Origin of the sequence: Paraburkholderia caffeinilytica (genome assembly GCF_046030355.1) — a bacterium.
In the GTDB taxonomy this organism is placed as follows: domain Bacteria; phylum Pseudomonadota; class Gammaproteobacteria; order Burkholderiales; family Burkholderiaceae; genus Paraburkholderia; species Paraburkholderia caffeinilytica_B.
On sequence record NZ_JAQQCQ010000021.1, the window covers coordinates 23,012 to 42,545 of the forward strand.

Below are 19,534 nucleotides of genomic sequence, written 5' to 3' on the forward strand. Positions count from 1 at the left end.
CGTTATACGAGGCACATCGATCCACAAGCAAGCGCGCCATCTCGTCGTTGCCTTTATGTAAGCCAGGTACGTCAACCGCAGGGCCGGAGGAGCATGATGAATTCACTAACCGACCGCACGCCGGTCGTGCGGCGCCGCACGCCGCTCAATCGCTCGCAGATCGCAGGTTTTTGGGGCGCGTGGGCCGGCTGGACGCTCGACGGGATGGACTCGTTTATCTACGCGCTCGTGTTGACGCCGGCGTTGACCGAGCTGTTGCCGCGCTCGGGGTATGCCGCGACGCCCGCGAATGTCGGCCTCGCCGGCTCGATCCTGTTCGCGCTGTTTCTGGTGGGCTGGGGGCTGTCGTTTATCTGGGGGCCGCTGGCGGATCGCTTCGGCCGCACCAAGGTGCTGGCGGGCACCATTTTCACTTTCGCTATTTTCACGGGACTTGCCGCGACCTCGCACAACGTATGGGAGCTCGGCATTTACCGCTTCATTGCCGGGGTCGGCATTGGCGGCGAGTGGGCGTTGGCGGGAACGTACGTCGCTGAAGCGTGGCCGGAAGACCGCCGCAAGATGGGCGCCGGGTATCTGCAAACGGGCTACTACGCGGGGTTCTTTCTGGCGGCCGCGCTCAACTACACGATTGGCGTGCATTACGGCTGGCGCGCGATGTTCCTGACCGGCGCAGTGCCGGTGGTGGTGGCGATTCTGGTGCTGCTGCGCGTGAAGGAATCGGAGAAATGGCAGAAGGCGGAGGCGCGCACCGTCCAGGTCAAACCGCTGCGCGAAATTCTCGGGCCGACGTATCGGCGCCGCACGTGGGTCGCGTGCATTCTGCTGACCATCGCGATTGTCGGATTGTGGGCGGGTGCGGTGTACGAGCCATCGGCCGTGATTCAGCTGGCGACGAAGGCCGGCATGGCGAAGAACGATGCGATCAGGACGGCGTCGCTGGCAACCGGGTTGTTGTCGATTGCGACGATTCTGGGCTGTCTCGCGTTGCCGCCGCTGGCCGAGCGTATCGGCCGCAAGAAGACGCTGGCGATTTACTTCATCGGCATGGCCGTGGCGATTGTCGGCAGTTTCGGCTGGGCGTTCTATCTGCCGAACGGGCTCGCACCGTTCATTGCGTGGCTCTTCGTGCTGGGTTTCTTCGGCGGCAATTTCGCGCTGTTCAGCCTGTGGCTGCCGGAGCAGTTCGAAACCCGGGTGCGGGCGACGGCGTTCGCGTTCTGCACATCGTTTGGGCGGTTTGTGGGGGCTGGCGTGAACTTTCTGCTGGGCGCGGCGGTGTTGCATATGCATACGCTGGGCGTGCCGGTGGCGCTTACGGCGCTGGCGTTCATCGTCGGCTTGTTCGTGATTCCGTTTGCGCCGGAGACGAAGGGAGAGGTGCTGCCGCAGTGAAATTGGCCGTTTGGCTGAGTGGCGGGCGTGGGTTGTGGCCGGCATGATGTGTGTCGGTCGGCGCTCGCAAGCGGGCTGTTCATCTGGTTGTCGAAACGTATCCTGTTTTGTACAATTAATTCGTTATCCAGAGAATATATTCAAGAAATCTGGATTGATAGGATAGTGGTGAAACTTGGCACACACTACGTCGCCGACTATTTTTATGGGCGACTTGGGGTGAAACTCGGAGTCGATTAGATTAATGAACTTTTTTGCTTTTGACGAGGCGCGCGCTGACCCCATCAAGGTGAGGGGCGCTGGTTGCAGCGATGGTGCGCGGGAGACATTGTATTTGCTGAGCTCCGCTAAGAATGCACGGAGGCTGGCTAACTCTATCGCGCAACTGAATGCCGGCGGCGTGGCGCCACGCGAGCTGTCGAACAATGAACAAACAAAAAAACCGAAACGAGGAGACCGCAAGGTCTAACAGTGTTTTTGCTTTTTCAGACGAAGCATGGGATGACTATCTTTATTGGCAGAAGTTTGACTTGAAGGTTTTACGAACCATCAACACCTTCCTGAAAGAGTGCAGTCGGAATCCGTTTTCAGGCTCGGGTCAACCTGAACCTTTACTCGGCGAACTTGCCGGTTATTGGTCCCGTCGCATTACTACCATCGACCGTTTGATATATCGACCGAAAGACGGATTGATCTACGTTGCTGCATGCCGCTTCCATTATGATGATTGAAGAAAAAACCGGGCGCAATGCCCGGTTTTTGTTTAACGCATCCACGCTCAATCGGCGTGATGCCGTGCACGTGCGCCGGGGCGCAACATCGACAGTAGCGGCCAGCCGAGATTCACGCCGAGGCTCGCCATGACAATCAATGCCATGCCTGCGAGTTGCGGCAGCGACAGCGCCCGCCCATACACGACGGCATCGACCACGATCGCCGTCAGCGGATAGACGAACAGCAGCACGGCGATGACCGGCGTGGTCAGTTTCGGCAGCGCGCCGTAAATCAGCACGTACGACAATCCCGTGTGCAGCACGCCCATGCCGACCAGCCAGAACCACTGCATCGGCCCGATATGCACGGCGGTAAGCGGCGCAATGAACGGCAGGCACACCACGCCGACCGCGCATTGCGCGAGCGTCAGCAGATGCGGCCGCAAATTGCCGAGTCCTTTGGCGATCAGCGTGACGCTTGCATACAGCACCGACCCCGCCAATGCCTCGCCGATACCAATCAGATAGCTCGTATGCCCCTGCAGATTCCCGGTCGCCGCGACACCCGAGGCCAGCACAAGGCCGACGAACGCGGTCGCGATCCAGCCGAGCCGGTCGGCGCCGAGACGTTCGTTGAACAGCGCCGCGCCCATCAGCACGACCCAGAACGGCTGCACATGAAACACCACGGTCGCCACCGCAATGCTGGTGCGATGAATCGCGTCGAAGAAGCCGACCCACTGCGTGACCATCAACACACCGGAGATCAACGCGAGCACGACGGTGCGCCGCGTGAAATGCGCACGCGTGAAGAAACCTTTCCACGCGCAATACGCCGCGAGCGAGAGGAAACCGAACAGGCAGCGGAAGAACACCAGCGTCAGCGCGCCGAGCCGCGCTTCCTCGACGAAGATGCCGAGCGTGCCCATCAAAAGCCCGCCGCTGGCCAGCGTAATGGCGCCTTGTTGACGTTGGGTGAGGAACATGCGAAGCGGCTCCGGAAATGGGTCACATGAGGTGGAGTCACGAGTATTGCGCGGCTTGCACAGCACGGACAAACGAATTAAATTGAGTAATTCCATAAGCTGGATTGATAAATCATGCACCCCGAATTCGACGTCGATTTGCTGCGCACCTTCGTCGCGGTGGTGGAAACGGGCAGTTTCACGAAGGCTTCGACGACCGTGCACCGCTCGCAGGCGGCGGTCAGCATGCAGATCAAGCGGCTCGAAACCATGCTCGGCACCACGCTATTCGCCCGCAACACGCGCAATCTTTCGTTGACGCGGCCCGGCAATACGCTGCTCGAATACGCGCGGCGCGTGCTGGCATTGCATGAGGAAGCGTGGTCGGCGATCGTGCGGCCGGAGGTGACCGGGCGCGTGGTGCTGGGCGCACCGGACGATTACGTGTCGTCGCTGCTGTCGCCGGTGTTGCGGCGCTTTTCGAATCTGTATCCGCATGTGGAGATCGAGATCGTCTGCGCGCAGAGCACGTCGCTCGCGCCGATGCTGGCGGACAACAAGATCGATCTCGCCTTCGTCACGCGCGATCGCAAATTGCGCGGCGAATTCGTGCGCAGCGAGCCGATGGTGTGGGTGGGGGCGTCGGCGGATACGCCGGTGCTGGCGGCATCGCCGTTGCCGGTGGGGCTTTACGAGCCGGGCTGTGTCGCGCGCCAGCATACGCTGGCGGCACTGGACGGTGCGCGTATCCGCTACCGGGCGGCGTTCAGCAGTGCCAGTCTGATGGGTTTGGTGGCCACGGTGGATGCGGGACTTTCAGTGATCGCGCTCACGCGTTGCAGCGTGCCGTCGCGGCTGGCGATTCTGGGCGAAGCGCAAGGCTTGCCGAAGATCGCGCCGCTGGAAATCGTAGTGGCGCGCAGCGCCAAATCGGATCGGCCCACCTGCGACTATCTGGCCGCGCAGATGGTGCAGGATTTGTCGCTGCGCAGCCAACCGCGTGGCTCGGCGGTGGCTCCGTGATGGAGGTAACGTAGACGCGTCGCGGAACGACGTTGCCGAACCGCGGCACTTGGCTGTGTCGCTTAAATGCCCGTTTACTGCGTGGCTTGACGTGAGACTGTGCAGCTCGGCCACGGGGGGCAGCCGTGTAGCTTAGCTGTGCCGCTCAACCCCGCGCATAAGCCGTCACTTCGCCATCCACCGCGAGCCGCACGTGTTCGCCCGGCCGTGGCGACAGATAACCCGGCACGCGAGCCCGCACCATCGTCCGCTTACCGGACTGCAATTGCAGCGCGACGCCTGCATCCTGCCCCTGGAAGATCACGTCGAGCACGATGGCCTCATAGGACGCCGCGCCATTCGCCATTGTTTCTCCATCGCGCAGCAAACGGATCTGTTCAGGCCGCACCATTACATCGACTGCGCCGTTGCCCATCGGCTCGCCCAGCGGCAAATCACCGAGTTCGCAGTTGACGCGATCCTGCTTGACCACGCCCGGCAACAACACCGCTTCACCGACGAACGATGCGAGTTCACGCGTCACCGGCCGGCGGTACAGCGTCTCCGGCGTGGCGGTCTGGATCAGCCGGCCGTTCCATAGCACCGCGACCTCATGACCGAGCGACAGCGCTTCCGATTGATCGTGCGTGACAAGAACCGCCGTTGCACCCGCCGCCGCCAGGGCGCTGGCCACCGCTTGCCGCGTTTCGAGCCGCAAGGCGGCATCGAGCGAGGAGAAAGGCTCGTCGAGCATCACCAGCGTCGGTGACGGCGCAAGCGCGCGAGCCAGCGCCACACGTTGCTGCTGACCACCCGACAGTTGCTGCGGCGCACGCGTGCCGAAGTTCGCCGGCAAGCCGACCAGCTCCAGCAATTCAGCCACACGATGACGTGCGCGCCGCTGCGTGCGCGGCAAGCCGAACACGATATTGTCCGCCACGGACAGATGCGGAAACAGCGCGCCTTCCTGCGGCACGTAGCCGATGCGACGCTGCTCTGAAGGGACATGCAGATTGTCGCCGGCCACGCGGCGGCCGTCGATTTCGACGTTGCCGCTATCCGCGCGCTCGAAGCCGCACAACAGCCGCAGCAAGGTTGTCTTACCGCTGCCGGACGGTCCGAGCAGCGCGAGCAGCGTGCCGCGCTCGACAGAGAGATCGATGCCGTGCAGCACGGGAAGGCCGTCGAACGATTTTTGCAGTCCGCGAATACGAAGTTCGCTCATGTAGTTCCGATGTCTGAGAGCAGGGCGCTGGTGCGCGACGTTTAGCTTCGTTCGCCGAGCAGCGCCGATTTGCCGAGCAACGCGAACAGAAGGCCGGAGGCGAATAGCGAAATGCCGGTAAGCAACGCCGCGTAGGGCGCCGCGGCGGCGAACGCCATGGTCGACGTGTCGGCCCAGACTTGTGTCGCGAGTGTCTGCGTGTCGATGGGAGAGAGCAGCAGCGTGGCATTCAGTTCGGTGACGACCGAGATGAACACCATCGCCGCAGCTGCGCCGAGTCCTGGGCCCGCGAGCGGCAGCACCACGCGGAACAGGGTCTGCGACCAGGTGAGGCCGAGTGCGCGGGCCGTTTCTTCGAGGCGCGGCTGGGCCTGCATGAAGGCGGCGCGCACGCTGACCAGCGCCACCGGCATGAACAGCATCGCGTAAGCGATCACCAGCAGCGTCGCGCTCTGATAAAGCGGCTGCAGCGCGTGCACCGCGAGTGACACGATGGCCAGCGCGATCACCAGCCCGGGTATGCCTTGCGCCAGAAACACGGTGCGTTCGAACAGCGTCGCGAAACGCGTCGGATAGCGCACCAGCAGGAACGCGAGCGGCACGACCAGCAGCGTGGTCAATAGGGCGGCGGCGAGCCCGAAACCGAGCGACGAGATCGTCGCGTTGAATAGCAGTTCGGGCGAGACGTCGGCCGGGGTGACGGCGGCCGCGCCCGGTTGCGTGAGCCAGTAGCCGATCATGCCGAGCGGCACACCGAGCGTTGCGATCGCCAGCGCGGCAAAGCCGGCAACGACGATCCAGCGCCACGCGCCGAGGTCGTAGCGCAGCACCGCGCGACGTGTCCCACGATCGACGCGTTCATAGCGCGCCACGCCACGCACGCGAAACTCGAACGCCAGCACGACCAGACAGATCACGATCAGCAGACACGCGAGCAGCGAAGCACCGCCGCCATCGAAACTGGTACGATATTCCGCATAGATTTGCGTGGTGAAGGTGCGAAAGCGCAGCAGCGTAAACGCGCCGAATTCGGACAGTACGCCGAGCGCCACCAGCAGCATGCCGCCGAGCAGCGCCGGACGCAGTTGCGGCAGCACGACGCGAATGAACGTGGTCCAGCGATTGCAGCCGAGTGCACGCGCGCTTTCTTCGAGCGCCGGGTCCATGCTGCGCAGCGCGGCGGCCACGGGCAGATAAACGAGCGGGAAATACGCGGAGCTCAGCACCAGCAGCGCACCGTTGAAGTCCTGCAAATCCAGACTCAGCGACACCCAGGCATAGCTCGAGATGAAGGCCGGCATGGCGAGCGGCGCCGCGGTGAGCACGGCCCAGACGCGACGCCCCGGCAAATGCGTGCGTTCGACGAACCATGCCGCCGCCGTACCGACGACAGCGCAGACCAGCGTGGTGGATACGGTGATCAACAGCGTGTTGACCAGCAGTTCGCCGACCAGCGGCCGGACGATCAGATCGACCGCCTCGCCGATACCGAAGCTCGCCGCGCGCCAGAAGGTAAACGCAATCGGCAGCAACACCAGCAAAGCGCTGAGTGCTGCTGCCGCAAACAACCCGCGAGGCGCGCGCGAACGGGCGCGCGCCGGGGCGGGATTTACAGCCGGAGGCCCGGCTGACACGGCATCGCTCATTTACAGCAAGCCTGCCTGACGCAGGAGTTTGCCTGCCTGGCTGTCGTCGCCGAGTTGCTGGATCGTCAGCGCCGGCGGGTTCAGTTCAGCGAAAGGTTTGAGGATCGGGTCCGGTGCAACGCCTGCGTGCAGCGGATATTCGAACATGACGTGGCTCTTCGCCATTAACGCCTGGGCGCGGTCACTGACCAGATAGGCGAGAAACTTCTGCGCGCCGTCCGTGTTGTGGGCCGACTTCAGCACCGCTGCGCCCGACACGTTCACCAGTGCGCCGGCGTCGCCGTTGCCGAAGTGATAGATCGCGCTGCGGGTTTTCGCATCACCGATTTCGGCGTGCAGACGCGCCCAGTAGTAGTTATTGATCAGACCCGTCGCCACACCGCCGCGGTTGACGGCCGCCACCACGCCTTCGTCGTCGTCGAAAATCTGCGCGTTGGCTTTCAGGCCCTTCAGCCATGCGACGGTTTGTGCTTCGCCCTTCAGTGCGAGAACCGCGCTCACGAGCGGCAGGAAGTCGCCGTCGCTCGGTGCAATGCCGACCTTGCCTTTCCATTCCGGCTTGGCCAGATCGAACAAGGACTGCGGCAGTTGCGATGCCTGCACCTTGGTCGTGTTGTAGGCCAGCACGTTTTCACGCGCGGTCACGCCCACCCATGCGCCGGTCGGCGAGTTGAAGCGTGCCGGCACGGTTGCGAGCGTCGCGCCGTCCACTTTATTCAGCAGGCCCTTTTCTTCGAGCAGCATCAACTCCGGCGAGTTTTCCGTGAAGTAGACGTCGGCGGGGGTGGCAGCGCCTTCCGCAACGAGTTGCGCGGCCATGGCCGGACCTTCGCCGCTGCGGATCTTTACCGAAATGCCCGATTCTTTCTCGAAGTCTTTAGCCAGCAGATTGACGACCTGCTCGTGTTGCGCGCTGTACAGCGTGATCGATGCCGCGTGAGCCGCCGACGGCACCGTTGCGAGAGCAACCAGCGTGAGCGCGGCAGCGCTGCTGACGAGGCGCAGGCGAGTGCCAAACCAGGAATGAGCCATGATCCTAAAATCCGTTAGTGATGTTGTTGTTGGTCTTTGATGCGCCGCTTGCCGCCAGCCTCGCGGCCGGCGGCCTGCCTTGCGGCTTGCATTACGTCTCGAACAGCCCGGCGCCGATATACGAACCCGGCTTCGCACCCGGCGGCACCGCGAATACCGCGCTGCCTACGTGCGTGGTGAACTGGTTCATCATGTCGAACTTCGCGAGCCTGTCGTTGATCGGAATGAAGCCGGTACGCGGGTCGCTCTGGTGAGCGACGAAAATCAGCCCCGCGTCGTATTCGGTTTCCTGACGCCATGGCGGCCAGCGCTCGATGTAGAAGTTCGTGCCGTCGTTGTACGAATACGAGCGGCGCAGAATCTGCGCACCGTTGTTGCTCGCCTGATTCGACAGACGCACATGCGAGTTCTCCGGAATCACCGGATTGCCGTCCTTGTCCTCTTCCTTGAGGTCCACGGGATCGAACTCGTTCTTCTTGCCGATCGGCGCGCCGCTGTATTTATGACGGCCGAACACCTGCTCCTGGAAATCCACCTCAGTGTTATCCCAGTGTTCGAGCGTGATGCGGATGCGCCGCACGACGGTGTAGGTGCCGCCTTCCATCCACGGTGCGTCGGCGGTGCCGCGGGCCCAGACGAATTCGTTCATCAACTGCGGTTTCGCGGTCGACGGATTGTTGGTGCCGTCCTTGAAGCCCATCAGATTGCGCGGCGTCTGACCGCGCGGACCCGACAGGAAACCGGACTGGCCCCAACGCATCGCCGCGGTGCCGTAGGCGAGACGCGCCAATTGCCGGACCGCGTGAAACGCGACTTGCTGATCGTTCGCGCAGGCCTGGATGTACAGGTCGCCGCCGGTTTTTTCGGGGATGAGCTGGTCGCCGTTGAAGCGCGGCAGATCGACGAGCGCGGCGGGGCGGCGCGAGGCCAAGCCGTAGCGGTCCTTGCCGTCCTTCGTGAACAGGCCCGGGCCGAAACCGAATGTGATCGTCAGGCCGCATGGACCCAGGCCGAGTACGTCGCCGGAATCCGGCGCGGCTTTGGTGTTGACCGGGCTGTAAGCTGTGTCGTTGGCCTTGGGGTCGGCCTTCGCATCGGTCTTCGTGTCGGCCTGCGTATCAGTCTTCGTGTCGGCCAGTGCCGTTCTGGTAGCGGCGCCAGTCGGCAGCGGTGCGGCCGTGGCGCCTTGCGTCAGGCGTGCGGCAGCATCGGTCCAGGCACGCAGCAGCGCGATCACGTCTTCGCGTTTGTCGGTTGTCAGATCGAGCGCGGCAACGTACGTGTGACTCTGCTGCGGCGTGACGATGCCGCCTTGATGCAAACCGTAGAACGGCTCGACCGCCAACTGCGGATCGGCCGCGTGCGCCGGCGTCTTGCCGAGCGCGGCCTGGGCGACGCCGGTCGCACCGAGGCTCGCGCCCGCTGCGACCGCGGCGCCGCCGGCCTTCAGAAAGCCGCGCCGGGAAGGCCGCGGGGGTTGATCGTTTGCCATGGTTCCTTCACCTTCATTTGGCAGTGGGGTATGCCGGGGTTGCGTTCCGGCTCACTGGCCGGATCTGCGTCAGTCTTTGCTGCTCTTACTTCGCGAGCACCAGGGTGTTCACGTCGTCCTGCACGTAGTAGAAACCGTCGCCTTCGGGCGTCATTGCGAGACCGAACAGGTCGCCGTTGCCCGGGGGCGATTGTGCCTTGTCGGTGTCGATCCAGCGTGCGTAGATCTGCTTGCCGCTGGCCGGATCGATTTCGACGATCTGGCCGTTCAGCGCGTTCGTGACGAGCAGGTGGCCGTTCGGCGCGGTGACCATGGCAAGCGGGCGATGCAGCAGACCGTCGGCGGTCAGCTGGCGGCCCACGCCTGCGCTGGTGTCGCGCGTCATCGGTTCGTCGATTTCGGTGATGCGATTGCCGATCGCGTCGGACACGTACAGCAGTTTCTGGTCGTTCGAGAGCGCGAGTCCGGTCGGTCCGACGAGGAACACGCCCTTGTCGGCCTGCGCGCCGAAGCCGCTGCCCACCACGGTTTCCTTCTTCACGACGGGCGGCTTGCCGGCCGGCACGTCGAGGTCCAGACGCAGCACGGTGGCCTGCTTGAACACCGGCGGATTGCCTTCCGCACCGCCTACACCGAAGCCGGCGTTGCTGACGAACAGCGTCGCGCTGGTGCCATTATCGACGACCGCCATGTTGCCCCACGGATCGTTGATGTTCGGGCTGGTGATGGTCGATGCAACCTTGCCGTTCGGATCGATCACGATCAGGCAGCCGGCGCCCTTGGTGCCGGTGGTGCCGTCATTGCTCGGCGTACTGCCGACGATCACGTAGCCCGACTTGAGCATCGTCATCGCCGTCGACAGGCCGATGCCGCCCGGACATTCCTTCAGATCGCGCGGCACCGTGGCGAACACCGTCATTTCCTTGGTGTCCGGGTGATAGTTGATGATCGTGCTGCCCGTGCCTTGCAGATTGGTCGAGTTATTGAAGTTGCCGACCAGTACGTCGCCTTGCTTGACGGTGCCCACCGTGACCGGAGCGACCACCACCGCGTACGGATTCTGGTCGCCGTTCCCCGGCACGGTGTTGATCAGCGTGGTGTGATGCTTGATGGTTTCGAGGAAACCCGCCGGTTCGGCGTGCGCGATGCCAGCCGTCGCGAATGCGGCCATGCTGACTGCGGTGGCGATCAAGGCGCGCGCGGCGCGCGGCGAAAATTTGCGCGTGGAATTGTTCATGAGTGAGCCTCGGAGCCTGCGCACAAAGCGATAGTTGCGGTCATGATCGAAAGTAGGGGATTCGATGGGTCTTGAGCGTGTGGGGTAATGGCGAACGGCATCAGAACGTAATATTGGTGCGCACGCCGATGACGAACGTGTTGCGCAGCGGTTGCGTCGGATCGTTCGGGTTCTGGCCGGCGCCTGCATTGAACGTGTATTGCGCGTCAGCCTGCAGTTGCCACCACGGGTTGACCTGATACTGGTAGGTCGCTTCGAGCGTGGTTTCGCTGGTGCGCACGCCGTAGGGGCCGCCGCTGAATGCCAGGTTATCCTGATCAAGACCATTCACGTGGTTGCCGATCTTGATGTACGTAAGCGCGATGCCGGCGCTGTCGTTGTCGCGGCCGGCGAACGGCGCCTTCAGCACGACGCCGAGGTTGGCGGCGACGCTCACGAGGTTGCGGTCGCCCGGTGCGCCCATCACGCGCGCGAAGACGCTGAGGCTGCGCGGTTCGTCCGGATCCGGGCGCCAGACCATCTGGTCGGCTACCGCGTAGAAGCTGTAGTCGCCGTGATGATTCTGCGCGACGCCGGTGGTCGCCGGGTTCGCGAGCGAGAGACCGGTGTTGTCGAAGCGCTGATCGGCGAAGCTGCCGTTGTTGTACCAGACGCCGAGCTTGTAGGTGCCGGGCAACCCGCCGCCGCCCGCACTGACCATTTCGCCGTCGGCCGGCTGATTGATCGCGTACTGCAACTCGCCGATGAACAGCGTGCCGTTGTGCAGGTTGAAATTGGTGCCGCTCTTGTTGTCCGGGTTGTTGCCGAGCGGATCGCCGTCGAATACGCCGGCGAGCGCCGTCAACGAAGGCGTGATCTGTCCGCGCACGCGCACGCCGAGGTCGGCCAGCGGATAAGCGGGACCGCCGGACGGCATGTCATAGGAAGGCAGCGCTGGCCAGCCGAACATCGTGTTCACGAACAGTGCCGAATTCGTGCTGGTGATGAATTCCTGGTCGATACTCTGCTGGCCGATCTTGACGTCGACGCGCTTGTTCAGGAACGACTGCTGGTACCACAGTTCCCACAGGCGCGTGGTGTCGTCGGCTTCGATACCGCTCGCCGTATTCAGCGTGCCAAGCTTGTTGGCGCTGAGGTTGGCGCCGTGGATCTGCAAGGCGCTGACGTTGAACAGGCCGCCTGGCAAACCGAACGCTTTTTGCGTATCCATCTGCACGGTCGCCGTGGTCAGGCCATCGTAGTCCGCGCCGCGCGCGAGACCGCCGCGGACATTGGCGAGCACTTCGCTGGTTTCCGTGAGCGCGAACGTCACGCCGTATTTGCCCAGCCAGGGGCGCAGACCGCCGATGTCGCCGAGCATCGTCTGGCGATTCCAGAATCCGGTCCACTGGTCCGTCTGGGTGGCCTTGATGTTCAGGTCGGCTTCGGGCGCTTCCGGCGCGGCATCGGGATTGGCTTCCGCCATCGCTGCGCCGGCGGTGAGCGAGGCCCACGCGAAAGCCGTGCAAAGCGCGATGCGGCGCATGGAAGGCAAACGCGAACGGCGCGGGGCGGAGTCGTGAAGCGAACGCGCCTGAATGGCGGGTTCGACAGGATGGGCGAACTTCATCGAAATCCTTATTTGTGTTGTATCGACTGATCTAACCATTGCGACGTCGCGTTGCCGTGCGCCAACAATTCGCTGCATCGGTTCGCGAGGCCTGATGCAGCAGATAGCGAGACTTTACGCATGCGAAATAGGTGCGTCAACACAAATGAGAACGATTCGCATCAATATTACTAGGGTGTAATTTTGAGCTTTACGTACTGCTACTAAAGGTTCTTTGTGTGTAAATAAAATGGAATTAAAACGTAATGTTTTGGTAGGGTTGTGGCCGTATCGAACGAGTGCCGGACAGAGGTCGAAGGCGGGTGTCATGGGCAGGCAACAAAAGACGCTATGATCATCTTCCGAGGCCGCGCGGAAGCGGGAAACCCTTTAGTGCGCAGCGCCCAAAACCATACCGGGACGACACCGATGTCACACACAGTGAATCTGGACAACTACTTCACCCGCATAGGCTACCAAGGGCCGCGCGCGGCGACGTTGGAGGTGCTCCAGGAACTCCACACACTGCACCCCAGCGCGATCCCTTTCGAGAACCTGAACCCGCTTACGCGCCGCGCGGTAAAACTCGATCTCGAATCCGTGGAACACAAGCTGATCACGCAAAAACGTGGCGGCTATTGCTTCGAGCAGAACGCGCTCTTCGCGAACGTTCTGACGCAGTTAGGCTTCAACGTCACGCCGCTGCTGGGCCGGGTTCTATGGGGCCGCGAATCCAGCGCGATTCCGCCGCGCACGCATATGGTGTTGCGTGTCGACATCGGAGACGAAGCATGGATCGCTGACGTCGGTTTCGGCAGTGTCACATTGACGGCGCCGCTGCGCCTGATCGCAAGTACCGCGCAGGCCACACAGCTGGGCACCTTCCGCCTGGCCGATGCAGCGCATGGCGCGCTGTACCTCGAAGTCCAATCCCGCGACGAAAGCTGGGCCCGCGTCTACCGTTTCGACCTGCATCCGGTCGAGTGGATCGATTACGAGACCTCGAACTGGTACACCTCGACCGCGCCGGACTCGGTCTTTCTGAGCAACCTGATCGTTTGCCGGGTTTTGCCGGAAGCACGGTTGACCTTGCTCAACGACCAGCTGAACGAACGCGCCGCGGACGGCCAGCTCATCAGCGAACGGCAGCTCAAAAGCGCGGATGAACTCGCGGCCTGTTTACGCGATCAATTCGGCCTGAACACGGGTGACATCGACATTGCGGAAGTATTCGGGCGCGTGCGCTCGCCGGCGGTGGCCTCCGCTTGAGACAGGAGCGTAACGGGAGCCAACAACTATCAATAACCACCCATGATCGCCACGAACGAACCATGATCACACGGCTCATTCTGCAAACTGTGGTCTGGATGATGTGCATGGGCGCGCTGCTGTTCGGCGCCGCGGGTACGCTCGCGTGGCCTGCAGGGTGGTGGTATCTGATCGAGATCGGCGGCTTGAGTCTATGGGTAGGTTTCTGGCTGGCGCGCCACGACCCCGGCCTGCTAGCCGAGCGTCTCGCTCCGATCGTTCAGGCCCAGCAAAGTCGCTGGGACCGCTATTTTATGGTGAGCGTGGCGTTGATATGGTGCGCCTGGCTGGTCCTGATGAGCTTCGACGCAATGCGCTATCGGTGGTCCGCGCCGCTGCCGGTATGGCTGGTGAGTTTCGGCTCGCTGTGTATCTTCGTCTGCATCTTCATGTGCCTGGTCGTGTTCCGGGCCAATAGCTATGCCGCGCCCGTCGTGAAGATTCAGGCAGGCCGTGGTCATAAAGTCATCGACACCGGCCCCTACGCCTTGGTCCGTCATCCGATGTATTCGGCCGCGTTGCTGTTGTTCATCGGCACGCCGTTGCTGCTTGGCTCGTGGTGGGGGCTTGCCTGTTTGCCGGTGCTGGTGATCGGCATTGGCTGGCGCGCCGTGCGTGAGGAACGCGTGCTGGCAGCGCAACTCGAGGGCTACACCGCCTACACCACGCGTGTGCGTTATCGCTTCGTGCCGTTCATCTGGTAGGGCAGTGGACCGCCAGCGCACGCAAACCCGTTGAGCGATCGCCGATGAAACACCGCCGCCGCTGCCAAACCTGGGTAATATTCGGCCCGGGCTGGATGCTTCAGTTTGCCTCAGTTAGCGGCGCAGGTTCTGCCGCATTGGCGAGCGCTGCTTGATGGAGACAAAGCCGGTGAGCGGGCTTACCCGCCGGTGAACCGGCCTGACATGGACCACCCGCGTACCACCCACGAGGTCGACGTGAACACTACTACAAACACAAACGCGCAAACCACAGACACGCAGGACCGCCCTGGCCGCACCCAGGAGACACCCGCCAAGGCGATGCCCGCCTACGAGCAGATCAAGCGCTACGTGATCAGGCGCATCAGCGAAGGGGACTGGAAACCGGGCGGCTTGATCCCGTCCGAAACGGAGCTGGTCAAGGAATTCGGCGTCGCGCGCATGACGGTATCGCGCGCGCTGCGCGAACTCACCACCGAACGCGTGCTGACGCGCGTGCAGGGGTCCGGCACGTTCGTCGCGCCCCAGCGCTACGAATCCACGGTGCTGGAAATTCGCAATATCGCCGACGAAATCGCCGCGCGCGGCCATCGCCATTCCGCGCGTGTGCTGACGCTCGAACCCAGCGACGATCCGCACGCGCTCGAAGCGCTTGGTCTCGCCAGCGGCCCGGTGTTTCACTCGTGCATCGTGCACAGCGAAGAGGGCGAACCGATCCAGTACGAAGATCGCTACGTCAATCCGAAGGTGTTCCCCGATTATCTGCAACAGGACTTCACTGTCGAGACGCCGAATCATTACATGGTGCGGCTCGCGCCGATCCAGCGCGCGGAGTTTCGCATCTATGCGCAGAAGCCCGACGCGCATGTGCGGCGGCATCTGATGATGGAGATCGGCGAGCCCTGCTTGCAGCTATGGCGCCGCACATGGGTCGGTGATGACGTGGCGACGTCGGTGCAGTTGTGGCATCCGGCATCGCGTTTCCATCTGGCGGGGAATGTGTGAGTGGCAGGGCGCGGGGGAGGGTGAGGGCACGGCGTGCGCGTCGTTAGCCCTGACGTTGCGACAGATCGGGCGTGAACCGGCAACCCAGCCGATACCGTGAGCCCGGATGCACGAAACGCGCGAACGTGACCGCAACGCCGCTCGTCCATGTGCGGCGCATCAGCGTCAGGCATGGCTCGTCGGCACGAATTTCCAGCCATTCGGCTTCGGCGCGCGTCGGCAGACCCGCGTCGACGACATGCTCGACGTCGTGCGCCGGAACGGTCTCGAACAGATACTCGGACGGCTTCGTCGTAGAGAAATCCTGCTTCAGGAAGTCCGGCGCCGTGACCGGATTGACGTAGCGGTCTTCGAGCTGCACCGGCAAACCGTTCTCGCGATGCACGCAAATCACATGAAACACAGAAGCGCCGGGCGCTAGCCCCAAAGCGTTCGACACCGTTACCGGCGCGGTTTCGCGCAGCGAGAGGACCGTCTCGTAGCTGTATTCGTGACCGCGTGAGCGGATCTCGTCGCCGATATGGGCGATCATCAGCAGCGTCGATTGCGGCTTGGTTTGCGCGACGAATGTGCCGACGCCGGACACGCGGGTGACGAGGCCTTCATCGGCGAGTTCGCGCAGCGCGCGGTTCACCGTCATGCGCGATACGCCTAACGTCGCGACCAGGTCCAGCTCGGAAGGCAGGCGGTCGCCTGCTTGCCGCGCGCCCGATTCGATGATCTGGCGGATGTGATGCTTGACCTGTTCGTAGCGCGCGGCGGGCGCGTCGGTCACCGCGCGCGCGGTTTTCATCGCCGCGGCGGGTGGGGTGTCGTGAGCTTTGCTACGAACGGTGGAGGACATCGGCGGCCCTTGCGCTACAGTCCGTGCGAACCAGGCGAACCAGGAAAGCGTCGGCGCAGACTCATACCGGCTCCGCGTCATCAGGACCGCGCGCCCAGAAGGCATTGCGGTCGAAGTAGTTTTGCAGGAACTGCCGCAAGCGCGGCTGTCCGGCATCGTGAAAGACTTCGCGCGGCTTGCCTTGCACGGCGATGCGCCCCTGATCGATGAACATCACCTTGTCGGCGACCTGGGCGGCAAAGCCCATTTCGTGCGTGACCACCGCCATCGTCATGCCGTCGCGCGCGAGCTGCTTCATCACCTGCAACACTTCGCCGACCAGCTCGGGATCGAGCGCCGAGGTCGGCTCGTCGAATAGCATGATGTGCGGCTCCATTGCGAGCGCGCGGGCAATGGCAACGCGCTGCTGCTGGCCGCCCGAGAGCTTCGACGGGTAGGCATCGCCCTTGTGCGCGAGGCCAACCGTTTCCAGCATCGTATTGGCGCGGCGGCGCGCTTCATCGCGAGACAGATTGCGCACGCGCAGCAACGCTTCCATCACGTTGCCGAGCGCTGTCATATGCGGCCATAGATTGAATTGCTGAAACACCATGCCGACGTTGCGCCGTACGCGATTGATCTCGCCTTGCGACGCCCGCACGCGTTTCCCGTTGCGCTCGCTATAACCGAGCAATTCGCCTTCGATGCGCACGTCGCCCTGATCATAAGTTTCGAGCGCGGCAAGGCAGCGCAGCAGCGTACTCTTGCCCGAGCCCGACGGCCCGATGATGCAGACCACTTCGGAGCGGGCGATCTCGAGATCGACGCCGCGCAGTACTTCGACTTCGCCGAAGCGTTTCTTCAGGTCGCGTACTTCGACCAGCGGCGCGCCGCGCGGCGTATCGAAGGTAGCGGTGGACGTGGAGGACGGCATGTCGGCGATAGCGTTCATAAGAGGGTCCGGATTCCGTTCATGCCATGAAGCGCGCAATGCGGGTTTCAGCCCACAGCCCCAGGCGCGAGGTCAGTTCGACCAGCGCGAGATAGCACACGCACAGCACCAGCAGCGTTTCGACGAAAGCAAAGGTGGCCGACCCGATGCCGGTCAGCACGAACGTGAGTTCGGGCACGGTGACGATCGACAACACCGCGGTTTCCTTGCTCAGCACGATAATCAGATTGGTCAGCGCAGGTACGATCAGCACCAGCATTTGCGGCACCTGAATGCGCAGGACGGCTTGCCAGCGGGTGAGTCCGAGACAGGACGCGGCTTCGAGATGACCCGGGGGCACGGATTGGAAACCGGAGCGGAAGGCTTCGGCAAAATACGCGCTGCCGTAAAGGCCCAGGCCGAGCACACCGGCCGTCATCGGTTCGAGCGTGAGGCCGAACGAGGGGCCGCCGTAGTACAGCAAAAACAGCTGCACCAGAAACGGTGTGCCGCGAAACAGTTCGATATAGAAGCGCAACACGCCGCGCACCAAGCGTCCGCAAAAGAGCTGCAGCACGGCGATGAGAAAGCCGACCAGAATGCCGATTGCGACGCCCGCCGCCCAGGTGCCGAGCGTGGTCGCGAGGCCGGCGGCAATCGGCTGCAGATTGTGCGTGATGACGGTGGGGTCGAGCTTTTGCATGGCCTATTTCAATCTCGAGCTCAAGGTGGGTCAGGCGTGCTGCAAACGGTATTCGGCGGCATGCGCGACGAGCGCCAGCGTGCCGCAGATCACGAAGTAAATCAGCCCGGCGGCGAGGTAGGCTTCGAGCGGCCGATAGGTGCTGGCCGCAATGTTCTGCGCGGTGCGCGTCAACTCGGCCACCCCCACCACCGAGATCAGCGACGAAGCCTTGATCAGCAGCACCATTTCATTGACGAGCGAAGGCAGCGTCAATCGGAATGCCTGCGGCACCAGAATGCGCCGCAACATATCGAACGGGGAAAGCCCGAGCATGCGCGCGGCTTCGAGATGACCCGGTGGAATGCTGAGGAAACCGCCGCGCAGAATCTCGGCGATATAGGAGGCGGAACACAGCGACACCGCGCTGATCGCCGCGACGATGGGCGATACGTTGATTCCGGCGAACGGCAGCAGGTAATACACCAGCAGCAGTTGCACCAGCATCGGCACGCCGCGAAAGAAGAACACGTAGGCGCCGCCGAACATACGCGCTGCGCGCTTCGGGGAGAGCCGTGCCGCGCACACACCGATCGCGACGAAGAAACCGATCAGGAGACCCGTCAGTGAGATGCCGATCGTGGCGAGCGCTGCATGCAGCAGCAGCGGCAAGCCCTGGAGAAAAACGGTGGTGCTGAACATAAGCGTCGCACTCGCTAGATCGGGGAGGGCGATGCGGCTCTTCCGGAGACGCGCATCGCGCACTTCAAAAACGCTTGTGTCGAAACCTCAGGCCGTCAAAGCATCGCGCCGTCAATAGTTCGGCGCCGGCATCGTAGTCGGCGCATCCATGGCGACACCGAACCACTTTTTCTGCAAGGCCGTGAGGCGCCCGTCGTTGTGCATTTTCACGAGCGCCGCGTTGAAGGCATCGGCGAGCGGCTTGCTGTCCGCGTCCTTACGCAGGCAGTAAGCAAAGTACACTTTCGCGCCGAACGGCGGCTGGACCACCGCGAAAGTTTCGGGGCGTTGTTTGGCGACGTACGCGATGTTGGTCATCGAGTTCGCGACTGCGGCGATGCGGCCGGCCGCGAGGTCGGCGTAAGCCTGATTGTTGTCGACGTATTCGCGGATTTCAGGCGGCTTCGGCAAGGTGGCGACGTAGGTCTTCAACTGGTCGAGCTGGGCCGAGCCTTTGCCCGCGCCGACCGTCTTGCCGGCGATATCCGACGATTGCTTGACGGAGGGATCGTTGGCGCGCTTGAGCAGCGCGTCGGTGGCGTCCGCGATCGGCAGGGTGTACGTGTAGCGTTCCATGCGCGCCTTAGTGACCGTCAGCGGGCCGCCCACCATATCGAACTTGCCGGCTTCGAGCCCTGGCAGCACGCTCGGCCACGGCAGGTCGATGAAGCGCACTTTCACGCCCATTTCCTTGCCGATCTCGGCGAACAGGTCCTTATTGAAGCCCGCTTGCTGACCGTTTTCAAGGAAGTCGAAGGGCGCGAACTGCATCTCGGTGCCCACCACCAGTTCGCCCGCTTTCTTCACTTTGGCGAGCTGATCTTCCGCGTGGGCGGTGACGCTTGCCGCGCACAGCGCCAGCATGACCAAACGACACTTCCAGCCTGCAAGGATGCTCATGGGATTCTCCGGTTGGCAAAGCGGTGTCGCGCGGGAACGGTTCGTCAGCATGGACCGGCGCGAGTCGTGTGATGCAGTATATACCGCAGTTTTCGCGCGAAATAAATAAACGCGCGAGTAGAGAAAAGCCCTTACGTGAAGCCTC

At 62.9% G+C, this 19,534-nt stretch carries 18 protein-coding genes; 6 read left to right on the forward strand and 12 right to left on the reverse strand.

Going from position 1 to position 19,534, the window contains the following annotated elements:
• The first annotated feature begins 96 nt into the window (after nucleotides 1-96).
• Together PQQ95_RS27000 and PQQ95_RS27005 are read left to right on the forward strand one after the other, a co-directional pair.
• The gene (locus PQQ95_RS27000; protein WP_408443143.1) at nucleotides 97-1,395 is read left to right on the forward strand and encodes an MFS transporter; all 1,299 of its coding nucleotides are present in this window, start codon (nucleotides 97-99) and stop codon (nucleotides 1,393-1,395) included.
• A gap of 425 nt (nucleotides 1,396-1,820) precedes the next feature.
• A complete protein-coding gene (locus PQQ95_RS27005) occupies nucleotides 1,821-2,126 on the forward strand; it encodes a Txe/YoeB family addiction module toxin (RefSeq protein WP_408442876.1) in 306 nt (101 codons plus the stop codon).
• Nucleotides 2,127-2,173: 47 nt separating this feature from the next.
• Here the strand turns inward: PQQ95_RS27005 and PQQ95_RS27010 are convergent, their stop codons facing one another.
• Nucleotides 2,174-3,094, reverse strand: a complete 921-nt coding sequence (locus PQQ95_RS27010; RefSeq protein WP_408442878.1) for a DMT family transporter — start codon at nucleotides 3,092-3,094, stop codon at nucleotides 2,174-2,176.
• A 114-nt stretch (nucleotides 3,095-3,208) separates the two neighbouring features.
• Between PQQ95_RS27010 and PQQ95_RS27015 the strand changes: the two genes are divergently transcribed.
• Nucleotides 3,209-4,096: a LysR substrate-binding domain-containing protein gene (locus PQQ95_RS27015; protein WP_408442881.1), complete on the forward strand. Its 888-nt coding sequence runs from the start codon at nucleotides 3,209-3,211 to the stop codon at nucleotides 4,094-4,096.
• A gap of 145 nt (nucleotides 4,097-4,241) precedes the next feature.
• On the opposite strand, the gene PQQ95_RS27020 is transcribed toward PQQ95_RS27015, so the two are convergent.
• The 6 genes from PQQ95_RS27020 to PQQ95_RS27045 form a co-directional block, all read right to left on the reverse strand.
• Nucleotides 4,242-5,300 carry an ABC transporter ATP-binding protein gene (locus PQQ95_RS27020; protein ID WP_408442883.1) on the reverse strand — a complete coding sequence of 353 codons (1,059 nt, stop codon included), beginning with the start codon at nucleotides 5,298-5,300 and terminating at the stop codon, nucleotides 4,242-4,244.
• 41 nt (nucleotides 5,301-5,341) lie between these two features.
• Nucleotides 5,342-6,946, reverse strand: coding sequence for an ABC transporter permease (locus tag PQQ95_RS27025; RefSeq protein WP_408442886.1), 1,605 nt, complete (start codon nucleotides 6,944-6,946; stop codon nucleotides 5,342-5,344).
• Nucleotides 6,947-7,978: an iron ABC transporter substrate-binding protein gene (locus tag PQQ95_RS27030; RefSeq protein ID WP_408442889.1), complete on the reverse strand. Its 1,032-nt coding sequence runs from the start codon at nucleotides 7,976-7,978 to the stop codon at nucleotides 6,947-6,949.
• Between the two features lie 91 nt (nucleotides 7,979-8,069).
• The gene (locus tag PQQ95_RS27035; RefSeq protein WP_408442891.1) at nucleotides 8,070-9,470 is read right to left on the reverse strand and encodes a Dyp-type peroxidase; all 1,401 of its coding nucleotides are present in this window, start codon (nucleotides 9,468-9,470) and stop codon (nucleotides 8,070-8,072) included.
• A gap of 85 nt (nucleotides 9,471-9,555) precedes the next feature.
• Entirely contained in the window at nucleotides 9,556-10,707 is a 1,152-nt protein-coding gene (locus PQQ95_RS27040) for an NHL repeat-containing protein (RefSeq protein WP_408442893.1), read from the reverse strand.
• A 100-nt stretch (nucleotides 10,708-10,807) separates the two neighbouring features.
• Nucleotides 10,808-12,316, reverse strand: a complete 1,509-nt coding sequence (locus PQQ95_RS27045; RefSeq protein WP_408442895.1) for a carbohydrate porin — start codon at nucleotides 12,314-12,316, stop codon at nucleotides 10,808-10,810.
• A 408-nt stretch (nucleotides 12,317-12,724) separates the two neighbouring features.
• On the opposite strand from PQQ95_RS27045, the gene PQQ95_RS27050 reads away from it, so the two are divergent.
• The 3 genes from PQQ95_RS27050 (at nucleotide 12,725) to hutC (PQQ95_RS27060) (ending at nucleotide 15,312) form a co-directional block, all read left to right on the forward strand.
• Nucleotides 12,725-13,564 (forward strand): arylamine N-acetyltransferase family protein, encoded by an 840-nt coding sequence (locus PQQ95_RS27050; protein WP_408443145.1) that lies wholly within the window; start codon nucleotides 12,725-12,727, stop codon nucleotides 13,562-13,564.
• A gap of 62 nt (nucleotides 13,565-13,626) precedes the next feature.
• The gene (locus PQQ95_RS27055) at nucleotides 13,627-14,307 is read left to right on the forward strand and encodes a methyltransferase family protein (protein WP_408442896.1); all 681 of its coding nucleotides are present in this window, start codon (nucleotides 13,627-13,629) and stop codon (nucleotides 14,305-14,307) included.
• A gap of 237 nt (nucleotides 14,308-14,544) precedes the next feature.
• Nucleotides 14,545-15,312 (forward strand): histidine utilization transcriptional repressor HutC, encoded by a 768-nt coding sequence (gene hutC, locus PQQ95_RS27060; RefSeq protein WP_408442899.1) that lies wholly within the window; start codon nucleotides 14,545-14,547, stop codon nucleotides 15,310-15,312.
• 43 nt (nucleotides 15,313-15,355) lie between these two features.
• Here the strand turns inward: hutC (PQQ95_RS27060) and hutC (PQQ95_RS27065) are convergent, their stop codons facing one another.
• The 5 genes from hutC (PQQ95_RS27065) to PQQ95_RS27085 form a co-directional block, all read right to left on the reverse strand.
• Nucleotides 15,356-16,156, reverse strand: a complete 801-nt coding sequence (gene hutC / locus PQQ95_RS27065) for a histidine utilization transcriptional repressor HutC (protein ID WP_408442901.1) — start codon at nucleotides 16,154-16,156, stop codon at nucleotides 15,356-15,358.
• A gap of 61 nt (nucleotides 16,157-16,217) precedes the next feature.
• On the reverse strand, nucleotides 16,218-17,087 hold the full coding sequence (locus PQQ95_RS27070) for an amino acid ABC transporter ATP-binding protein (RefSeq protein WP_408442904.1): 870 nt from the start codon (nucleotides 17,085-17,087) through the stop codon (nucleotides 16,218-16,220).
• Nucleotides 17,088-17,106: 19 nt separating this feature from the next.
• Nucleotides 17,107-17,769, reverse strand: coding sequence for an amino acid ABC transporter permease (locus tag PQQ95_RS27075; protein WP_408442907.1), 663 nt, complete (start codon nucleotides 17,767-17,769; stop codon nucleotides 17,107-17,109).
• 30 nt (nucleotides 17,770-17,799) lie between these two features.
• On the reverse strand, nucleotides 17,800-18,450 hold the full coding sequence (locus tag PQQ95_RS27080) for an amino acid ABC transporter permease (RefSeq protein WP_408442910.1): 651 nt from the start codon (nucleotides 18,448-18,450) through the stop codon (nucleotides 17,800-17,802).
• A gap of 111 nt (nucleotides 18,451-18,561) precedes the next feature.
• Nucleotides 18,562-19,389, reverse strand: a complete 828-nt coding sequence (locus tag PQQ95_RS27085) for a transporter substrate-binding domain-containing protein (RefSeq protein WP_408442912.1) — start codon at nucleotides 19,387-19,389, stop codon at nucleotides 18,562-18,564.
• Nucleotides 19,390-19,534 lie beyond the last annotated feature (145 nt).

Bases quoted from the DNA above. Each gene is read 5' to 3' on its own strand.
- PQQ95_RS27000 (WP_408443143.1), top strand. From the start codon at position 97: ATGAATTCACTAACCGACCGCACGCCGGTCGTGCGGCGCCGCACGCCG.
- PQQ95_RS27005 (WP_408442876.1), top strand. From the start codon at position 1,821: ATGAACAAACAAAAAAACCGAAACGAGGAGACCGCAAGGTCTAACAGT.
- PQQ95_RS27010 (WP_408442878.1), bottom strand. From the start codon at position 3,094: ATGTTCCTCACCCAACGTCAACAAGGCGCCATTACGCTGGCCAGCGGC.
- PQQ95_RS27015 (WP_408442881.1), top strand. From the start codon at position 3,209: ATGCACCCCGAATTCGACGTCGATTTGCTGCGCACCTTCGTCGCGGTG.
- PQQ95_RS27020 (WP_408442883.1), bottom strand. From the start codon at position 5,300: ATGAGCGAACTTCGTATTCGCGGACTGCAAAAATCGTTCGACGGCCTT.
- PQQ95_RS27025 (WP_408442886.1), bottom strand. From the start codon at position 6,946: ATGAGCGATGCCGTGTCAGCCGGGCCTCCGGCTGTAAATCCCGCCCCG.
- PQQ95_RS27030 (WP_408442889.1), bottom strand. From the start codon at position 7,978: ATGGCTCATTCCTGGTTTGGCACTCGCCTGCGCCTCGTCAGCAGCGCT.
- PQQ95_RS27035 (WP_408442891.1), bottom strand. From the start codon at position 9,470: ATGGCAAACGATCAACCCCCGCGGCCTTCCCGGCGCGGCTTTCTGAAG.
- PQQ95_RS27040 (WP_408442893.1), bottom strand. From the start codon at position 10,707: ATGAACAATTCCACGCGCAAATTTTCGCCGCGCGCCGCGCGCGCCTTG.
- PQQ95_RS27045 (WP_408442895.1), bottom strand. From the start codon at position 12,316: ATGAAGTTCGCCCATCCTGTCGAACCCGCCATTCAGGCGCGTTCGCTT.
- PQQ95_RS27050 (WP_408443145.1), top strand. From the start codon at position 12,725: ATGTCACACACAGTGAATCTGGACAACTACTTCACCCGCATAGGCTAC.
- PQQ95_RS27055 (WP_408442896.1), top strand. From the start codon at position 13,627: ATGATCACACGGCTCATTCTGCAAACTGTGGTCTGGATGATGTGCATG.
- hutC (WP_408442901.1), bottom strand. From the start codon at position 16,156: ATGTCCTCCACCGTTCGTAGCAAAGCTCACGACACCCCACCCGCCGCG.
- PQQ95_RS27070 (WP_408442904.1), bottom strand. From the start codon at position 17,087: ATGAACGCTATCGCCGACATGCCGTCCTCCACGTCCACCGCTACCTTC.
- PQQ95_RS27075 (WP_408442907.1), bottom strand. From the start codon at position 17,769: ATGCAAAAGCTCGACCCCACCGTCATCACGCACAATCTGCAGCCGATT.
- PQQ95_RS27080 (WP_408442910.1), bottom strand. From the start codon at position 18,450: ATGTTCAGCACCACCGTTTTTCTCCAGGGCTTGCCGCTGCTGCTGCAT.
- PQQ95_RS27085 (WP_408442912.1), bottom strand. From the start codon at position 19,389: ATGAGCATCCTTGCAGGCTGGAAGTGTCGTTTGGTCATGCTGGCGCTG.